This is a genomic window from Mesorhizobium sp. M7A.T.Ca.US.000.02.2.1 (assembly GCF_003996995.1).
GTDB lineage: Bacteria > Pseudomonadota > Alphaproteobacteria > Rhizobiales > Rhizobiaceae > Mesorhizobium.
In genome coordinates, this window is sequence record NZ_RZTT01000295.1 from 1 (window position 1) to 7,699 (window position 7,699).

A 7,699-nucleotide genomic window follows, 5' to 3' on the forward strand; every position below is an offset into this window, starting at 1 on the left:
GGTGAAGGGCGGGATCGGGAACGACGTCGCCTGCAGCGAAAACAGCACCAGCACGACGACCGGCAGGAAGATGAAGCCGTAGACGGCGAGCGCGTAGAGCCAGGAGGCGATGCGGACAATCCGGCGCATCTCAGGCCCGCTCGATCTTCAGCCAGCGCGCGCAGGCGAGATAGGCTGACGTGACCACCGCCATCAGGATGATCGACAGCGCCGAGGCCAGCGGGAAATCGCCGCGCCGGCCGATCTGCATCATCACCAGTTGCGGCATCAGCAGCTCGTTGTTGCCGCCCAGGATCTGCGGCGTGATGTAGTCGCCGATGCACAGCACGAAGGTCAGGAAGGCGCCGACCATGATGCCGGGCAAGGTCAGCGGCAGCACGACATGCAGGAAGGTGCGCACCGGCCCGGCGCCGAGATCGGCGGCGGCTTTGTGATAGCTCGGGCTGAGCTGCTTCAGATTGGCAAAGATCGTCAACGTCAACAGCATGACGAAGAAGTGCACGAAGCCGGTGACGGTGGCGAAACGCGTGTTGGCGAGTTGCAGCGGCTCGCTGAACAGGCCAGAGCCGGTCAGCGCCCGGTTGACGACGCCGTTCTGCGCCAGCACCAGCAGCCACGAGTAGGAGCGCACGACATAGGAGGTCCAGAACGGCAGCACGGCCAGCATCAGTGCCAGCCGCTGCCAGCGCTCCGGCACCTGTTCAGCGAGGATCCAGGCAAAGGGATAGGCGAGCAGCACCGAAATCACGGTGACGATCGCGGTCACCTGCAGCGAGTTCACCATCGCCTGCCAGTAGGACGGGTTGGTGAAGAACTGGCTGTAGTTGGACGCCGTGAAGCCGCCGCCCTCATGCGCCGTCAGGCTGGAAAACCCCATGGCGATGAAGGGCAGCACGAAGAACAGCAGCGTCCAGCCGAGCGCCGGCGTGACCAGCGCCCAGGGCAGGGCAGAGCCCGCCCGGGGCAGAGCAGAGCCCGCCCGGGGCAGGGCCGCCCGGGGCATGGCACGTCCGTTGTTTGCCGAGCTGCTCATGAGCGCTATCGGCTCATTTCGCCTGCAGCATTTCGGTCCACATATCCTGCATCTTCTTGTCGAGATCGGCGTTCGGCGCCGGATAGGCCTGGGCGCGCGCCAGGAAGCCCGGCTGCTCGTCGAAGCGCAAAACCTTCTTCTGGTCGTCGGTGAGTGCGGCCTTGGTGTTGGCCGGCATGCCCCAATAGCAGGAGGAGGTGGCAAGGCGCGCCTGGCCTTCCGGGCTCATAATGTACTGGATAAACTTCAGCGCCATGTCCTTGTTCTTGGAATCCTTGAACATGGCCAGCGACTGCGACCAGAGAATCGCACCCTCCTTGGGGACCGAGAAGTCCAGCGCCGGGTTTTCCTTGGCCAGGCCCGCCGTCACCCATTCGCCGCCGCCGACCAGTATGTCGACCTCGCCGGTCGCAAGCGCCGTCTGGCTGGCGGTCACTTCGCCGACCAGCTTGGCATTGGCCTTCATCTTCAAGAGCTCGTCCTTGAGGGCGGGCAGGTCGGCTTCGGTGAGATCGGCCGTCTTCTTGCCGATCGCCAGTGCGGCCATGCCGATGACCGGCAGGTAGTAGTCGTAAATGGCGACCTTACCCTTGTACTTGTCGCCGGTGAGTGCCGCCATCGACTGCATGTCGGCCGGGTCGACCTTGGTCTTGTTGTAGCCGATCGTGTTGTAACCGAACTTTTCGGTGATGCCGTAGCGCTTGCCGCCGACCACGGTGGAGCTGTCCATCTTCACCTGCGGAAACAGGTCGGCCAGCGGCAGTTTGTCTTCCGGCAATGGCTCGAACAGGCCCTTCTCGACGCCGCGCGGCACGTCGATGCTGTCGATCACCATCACGTCCCAGTCGCCCGGCTGCGACTGCTCGACGATGGCGAGGCCTGCGCCGGTGCCCTCGAATTCCTTGATGTTGACCTTGACGCCATTGGCCTCCTCGAACGGCTGCAGCAAGGCCGGATCGGCATGATCGCACCAGATCAGCGCGTTGAGATCGGCGGCCTGCGCGCTCGTCGAAAGCAGCAGCGCCGCGGCTGCGGCAGCTGTGCGCAAACGGGTCTTCAGGATGGAAAGCGGATTGCTGGCTGTGTGTGACATCGAGTGTTCTCCCTTGCCTTTGTGGCTTCTTGCAAAAAATTGAACCAATTCTAAAATTGAGTCAATTCTGTTTTGTGGCAAGAGGCTGGGAATGAGCGGATTGCGGGCTAGGCAAAAGGCGGACCGGCACCGGCGTATCATCGAGGCGGCGGCCGAACTGTTTCGCGAGGCCGGCTACGAAGGCGCCAAGATCGAGGCGATCGCCGCGCAGGCCGAGGTCTCTGTCGGGACGATCTACAACTACTACGAGAACAAGGGCGACATCCTCGGCGCCATCGTCTCGCTGGAGGTCAACGAGGTGCTGAATGCCGGGCAAGGCGTCGTCGCCAAGCCGCCGGCCAATGTCGGCGACGCGCTGGACACGCTGGTCGGCATCTATATCGAGCACTCGCTGCACTATCTCAGCAAGGAGATGTGGCGGCAGGCGATGGCGATCTCGACGCAAGCGCCCGACAGCCCGTTCGGCCAGGCCTACACCGCGCTCGACCGCGCCCTGACCGAACAGATCCGCGCCCTGATCGCCCGGCTGCAGGAGATTGGCCTGGTGCGCCAGGACATAGACGGTGCAGCGCTCGGCGAACTGATCTTCAACAACATGAACATGATGTTCATCGAATTCGTGAAGCGTGACGCGGCCAAGATACCGGAACTGCGCGCGGCGATACGGAGGCAGAATAGGATATTGGTGGCGGCGATTGGGGTGTGAGACGTCAGGAGCAGGCAGGAGAAAGCGTCGCTTCCGCATAAGACCTGGTTTCAGACGCGGGTCGCCTCTTGAGTTGAGTTTGAAATCTGGTACAACCTAGGAGGGCATAATAGGGGGAGGGGTAAATGGGGACGTTTTCAGTCTGGCATTGGGCGATCTTGCTGCTGTTGATCGGCGTGCCTGTTTTCTTTGCCGTTCGATCAGCCGCGAAGCCGTCACAGAATCCTGAGGCTCTTGTGGGCTTCGGCGGCTGGCTGATGCTGCTGGCTATCGGTCAGGCAGTGTCACCATTGCGGACGCTTGGCGACTTCGCCAATTCGACCGACGGCTACCAGCAACTCATGACCCTCCCGAACGGACCCCTGGCGGTGTATGGCGAGGTTGCTCTCAATCTGGCATTTCTGGCGCTTCAGCTGGTTGTGCTCGTTTCGATGCTGCGGCGAAGCCACCGCTTTCCGCAATTGTTTCTGCTCCAGTGGCTGGCGATTCCCGTCGTGTTTATCCTGGACACGATCTGGGTTGCGTCAGTTCTGGTCGTTCCGGTGAGCCTGGTGCTCGCAGGCGATGCGCTGGTGGCCCCCATAGTCTCGTTTGTGGTGACAGGGCTCTGGGTCGCCTACGTCTACAAGTCTGTCAGGGTGCGGAACACGTTCACCAGGATTGGGGCATCCGCCCAGGTTGCGAGCGCGTCATAGAAGGCAGCCCAATTTGGGATATTTTGGAGCGTCGGGGCTCGACGTGACCTTCAGTGACATGATGTTCATCGAGTTCGTGAAGCGCGACGCGGCGAAGATACCCGGAGCTGCGCGCGGCGATCCGCAGGCAGAACCGGATTTTGGTGGCGGCGATCAGGGTGTGACCTCGTGCACCACTATCTCGTCATCGAACCTGGAATGGCCAAATCCCGAGCCGATTGACCGCAACTGTCGTCCGTGACGGCTGCGAGCTTTTGGAAGGTCTTTATTTCGGCTTCGTTTATAGGTGCTGCCCGCGCTTTCGCCTGGAGATCAGCCAGGCGCGCCACGAGCGCTTGCGACGTCTCGACTTCAGGGCTCATCATTTTCATTTGTCCGATTTCAGTGGCGATTGACGAGCACACCCCGCCGCCATCCCTGCCTGGCCGGTTCGAAGTTTCAGTCGTAGACTTTCACAATCTTGCGTGTGCTCGGGTCCACCAGAACCGTTCGGTTGTCGACCACAGTATAGCGGTATTTGACGTTGGGAACCTCGTGGAGCTCGACCGTGTCTGGCAGAGCCGTGCCGACGTTCAGTTCCACCCCCGGAAGCTTCACAGAAGCCAAGGGTTGCTTCTTCACGTATTCGCCCACGACGGTGTCCTGTTCCGGCGTGACAACCACATCCTGTGCCGCAACTGCGCCGACGCTGGCCAACAGCAAGAGCGCCGCAGCGGCGCTGCTTAGGTGCATCCCCCATTGTTTTCCTCCTCTTTTAATGTGGCGGCAGCACGATCGGCTGCGCGCCAGCCACCCGAACACGCCGCCACGCCAAACGTTCCTCATACGGGCCTCTGTCCGAATCCGCGCAGGACCAAAGTCTGGTTGGAAGACGCAATGGTCTTACCCGTTGGAAGTAGGCGGAACGGCTTAGGCCTAAAGGTTGTTGTCTCTCCAAATTCGGAGAGAAACAGTGGAAAAAAGTGTCGGCCAGGCGCGATGGTTGCTCGCACCGATTTTCGCAACAGCCATCACCTTCCTGGTGATGGGGGTCGTTCTTGGCTGACATGGCGTGGATCGGCGCAGCTACGTCCCTTCCTGCGCTGATAGGACCCGCGAGCCGCTTTCGGCGGCTGGCGGGTCCTGTATTTCACCGTGCGCTGGGCTGCTCATTCGGCAGCGAGCGCTTTCTAGCTCATGCACCTTGGGAGGTTTATTATGGATCGGCGATCCTTCTTGACCGCAATGTTTGGTGTTGCCGGGGCAGCGGCCCTTGCAAGCGCTGTCCGCCCAATCGAGGCAATGGCGGGTGTTCCAGGAGCCGGACACGGCATCCTCGACGAACTTGAGACGCCACAAACAGAGGCCTTTGACGAAGATTCACAGGCAGAAGTGCAGCAGGTCTACCATCGGGACTGGCACCACCGTCCCCACCGCCGCCGGCGGGGCTGGAGACGGGTCTGCCGCAGTTACTGGCGGCATGGCCGCCGTCGCGTCCGGTGCTACCGCCGACGGGGACCTTCGGTCGTCCTTCGATTTTAACTAACTTTCCGCCTTGGCCCGTTCCGGCTCACGCGCCGAGAACGGGCCGGTTGGGATCTTTTTGGTGAACGGTAACAATGACATTGGTCCAGAGATTGAATGCGAGTGGCAGCGCAAACCAACCGGGAAATGACAACGACCATGCCGCGGGGTTTGCGGACGCCGTCTCGTTGCCGGACGAGGAAAACATTGCCGACCTTGTCAGGCGAACAGAGCGCATGGCCATTTTGGTGGTTCTAGGAATGGGCGGCTGGTTGATGTTAGTGCCCGCTATTTACCTTGTACTGACCCACGGGATATGAACGACTTTCGGTGTCGCGGCAGCTGACTGCAGCATGTCAGTGGAAGCTAACGCAACATCAATGCGCGTCCAAATTTGAATTGCGGGAGCATCGCATCGCGGCTTCCGCACCCCGTTTCCTGTATCGGCAATATGGGGACGGGCTGTTTTGCTGGCGCGAGGCACAAGTGTCTGGACCACCTATTATAGTGGTCCACGTCCGGCATGCTGGGAAGGCGCTCTCATCCAACCAGCCGCGCATACTCGGCCTCCGGTTTGCCGTAGGTGCCGTTTGCGCAAGCCGCAAGGCCGCTGCGGTCCCTGATATTCACTTCGCCACGTCGAGAATAGATGAAACCGCGTCCTTCCAGCACTTGCAGTCCAATGGTAACCCCTGGGCGTCTTGCTCCAAGCATGACGGCGAGAAACTCGTGGGTGATCGCAAGGCGTTCGCCGTGGACCCGATCGTCACACATCAGAAGCCAGCGCGCCAACCGCTCTTCAAGGTTTGATTTTGCGTTGATGAGGGCCGTATAGCTGGTCTGGATGTGGAAGTAGTGGACATAGCGCAACAGGAACAGGCGCAACGTTGGGCTGTTCGCAAGGGCCTCCTTGAAGGGCTCGGTTCCGATCCTGAAAGCGCTGCCGGGCGACTGAATGTAACATTGATGCGCCGCATAGTCAGCGCCCATCACGAGCGCGGCACCGGTCATTCCCTCAAAGCCGACAAGACCTACCTCGGCCTCCTTACCTGAAGCCGTCGCGACCACGGAGGCAATGCCGTCTTCCAGGAAGTAAACCGTCTCGATCTCCGAATCGGCTTTCTCCAAGATCATTTTCAGCTTGAGGTCACACAGTTCAAGGTGTGGCTGCAAAAGCCCCAGGTCACCAGGGTTAAGCCGACGCAACAATTGGTTTTTATAGGAATCGTTCTCTGGAATGGTCATAGCTCAATCCCGCTTGGGGCAAGAGCTTTCCAATCTCCCTGCCGTCTGCGCCCGTAAACACGTGCAGCCGATTTAGAGAAGATACGCTCTCTGGCGCGCGATTGACAGTGAAATGCGACCTGATGCACGGCGTCCCCTCAGCCGCCGAATTGCAAAACAAGGGTGTACAAAGTTAAAGGGTTGGAATCGTACAAGACTCTGCTTCGTACGAATCCGACAGTTTGTGATCGCGGCCAGCGCCGGCATGATGTGTATGGTTATCGATGTCGAGGTAGACGACGAGAAGGCGACTGGCAGGACCGACTGGCGAGGCGAAGGCTGTGCCCCATAACGGGTCAAACAATTTGGCATCTAAATTGCTCTGACAGGCATGGGGTGGGCGAGAGCCCGTCGCTTCGCAAATGGAGCGGCGGGTCTACTCTACCTGCGACTGTCGAATGGCCACAGCAGCAGGATGTACCCGCTTTTCAGCAGAGGCTAACGGAACATCCGTGCGCGTGCAAAGTTGGATTGCAGGAAGCACCGCATGCCGGCTTCCGCAGCCCGTTTCGTGTCACCGGCAATGTGGGCGGGACGGGCTGTTTTGCGTCGGTAGGCGATTTATCCAAGCGGTGACCACTTGTGGGTGATCCAGTCCAACAAGCCTGCGTCAACCTGCTCGCACCCGACATATTCGCGGACCAAGCTTTCAGCCAGGTGGCGCCATTCACACGCGGGAACGCTTGTTTCCCTTACCAGGTTTCGAAATGCAGAGCGGAGAATGTCGGCATCGAAGGCCGAGACGGCAACAGGACCTGGATCCGGATCTTCCCAACCTCGGGCCAGGTCATCGCGGTGACGTTGGCGAAGGCGCTTGAGCAGTTCGCGCGAGGCCTCGATTGCGAGTCGGGAGTGGTCCATGCCGCGGCGGAATGAGGCAGTTCCGGCCAGGGAATGGTGCCGCAACCGAAAGCTGGTTTCTATAGCCGCCTGCGCGATTTCTATATGCGTTTCAACCATCGCGGCCTCCCTTCCAGCGAAGGGATCTATTTACTCTCTTTTCGGGCAGAAAGGATTCAAGGTACGGTTGCGTACCGAAGGCAGCCGCGTTTCTCAAGTGGCCGGCGCCTTTTTGGCGGGGTGCTTCGGGGGATAGACGCCGGCCTAGCGGGCGGGGTTGGTCGGCATTGTCAGGTACCAAGCAACGGTTGCACGACAGTGCCGACCAAATCTGGGCACGAGGGTGGGCCTGATGACCAGGCTTTTGATGTTACTCACAAGGTGACAGCGCAGCAACTAAGCCTCATGGACTAGTTCGGACATGGTCGCTCGTCAGGGGGAAGCAAGCTTTCGGAACTTTTACGCGAATCCCGAGTTGGCACAGTGGCGGTCGATTCTCAGGATGTAGCCGCCCTAAACGTGAACCCGCCGTGCTTGGCCAGCGC

General features: G+C 60.3%; 8 protein-coding genes and 1 pseudogene. 3 read left to right on the plus strand and 6 right to left on the minus strand.

From position 1 onward, the window contains the following. The 3 genes and pseudogenes from EOD15_RS36935 to EOD15_RS23850 all read right to left on the minus strand — a co-directional run. Positions 1-129 (minus strand): annotated as a pseudogene (locus tag EOD15_RS36935) (ABC transporter permease); the annotation flags it as partial. A 1-nt stretch (position 130) separates the two neighbouring features. Next, positions 131-1,003 (minus strand): ABC transporter permease, encoded by an 873-nt coding sequence (locus EOD15_RS23845; protein ID WP_164761800.1) that lies wholly within the window; start codon positions 1,001-1,003, stop codon positions 131-133. A gap of 43 nt (positions 1,004-1,046) precedes the next feature. After that, positions 1,047-2,126 carry a spermidine/putrescine ABC transporter substrate-binding protein gene (locus EOD15_RS23850; RefSeq protein ID WP_127321165.1) on the minus strand — a complete coding sequence of 360 codons (1,080 nt, stop codon included), beginning with the start codon at positions 2,124-2,126 and terminating at the stop codon, positions 1,047-1,049. A gap of 91 nt (positions 2,127-2,217) precedes the next feature. Here EOD15_RS23850 and EOD15_RS23855 point away from each other — a divergent pair, with 91 nt between their 5' ends. From EOD15_RS23855 to EOD15_RS35925, 3 genes are all read left to right on the plus strand, one after another. Further along, positions 2,218-2,832 carry a TetR/AcrR family transcriptional regulator gene (locus EOD15_RS23855; protein WP_127321166.1) on the plus strand — a complete coding sequence of 205 codons (615 nt, stop codon included), beginning with the start codon at positions 2,218-2,220 and terminating at the stop codon, positions 2,830-2,832. Between the two features lie 125 nt (positions 2,833-2,957). Continuing rightward, positions 2,958-3,527 (plus strand): DUF2569 family protein, encoded by a 570-nt coding sequence (locus EOD15_RS23860; protein WP_127321167.1) that lies wholly within the window; start codon positions 2,958-2,960, stop codon positions 3,525-3,527. 43 nt (positions 3,528-3,570) lie between these two features. Continuing rightward, positions 3,571-3,768 (plus strand): hypothetical protein, encoded by a 198-nt coding sequence (locus EOD15_RS35925; protein WP_164761799.1) that lies wholly within the window; start codon positions 3,571-3,573, stop codon positions 3,766-3,768. A gap of 197 nt (positions 3,769-3,965) precedes the next feature. On the opposite strand, the gene EOD15_RS23870 is transcribed toward EOD15_RS35925, so the two are convergent. The 3 genes from EOD15_RS23870 to EOD15_RS23890 all read right to left on the minus strand — a co-directional run bounded on the left by EOD15_RS23870 (position 3,966) and on the right by EOD15_RS23890 (position 7,274). Continuing rightward, entirely contained in the window at positions 3,966-4,259 is a 294-nt protein-coding gene (locus EOD15_RS23870) for a DUF1236 domain-containing protein (RefSeq protein ID WP_127321168.1), read from the minus strand. A 1,311-nt stretch (positions 4,260-5,570) separates the two neighbouring features. Next, the gene (locus EOD15_RS23885) at positions 5,571-6,275 is read right to left on the minus strand and encodes a Crp/Fnr family transcriptional regulator (RefSeq protein ID WP_127322796.1); all 705 of its coding nucleotides are present in this window, start codon (positions 6,273-6,275) and stop codon (positions 5,571-5,573) included. A 600-nt stretch (positions 6,276-6,875) separates the two neighbouring features. Further along, positions 6,876-7,274: a hypothetical protein gene (locus tag EOD15_RS23890; protein ID WP_127322797.1), complete on the minus strand. Its 399-nt coding sequence runs from the start codon at positions 7,272-7,274 to the stop codon at positions 6,876-6,878. Positions 7,275-7,699 lie beyond the last annotated feature (425 nt).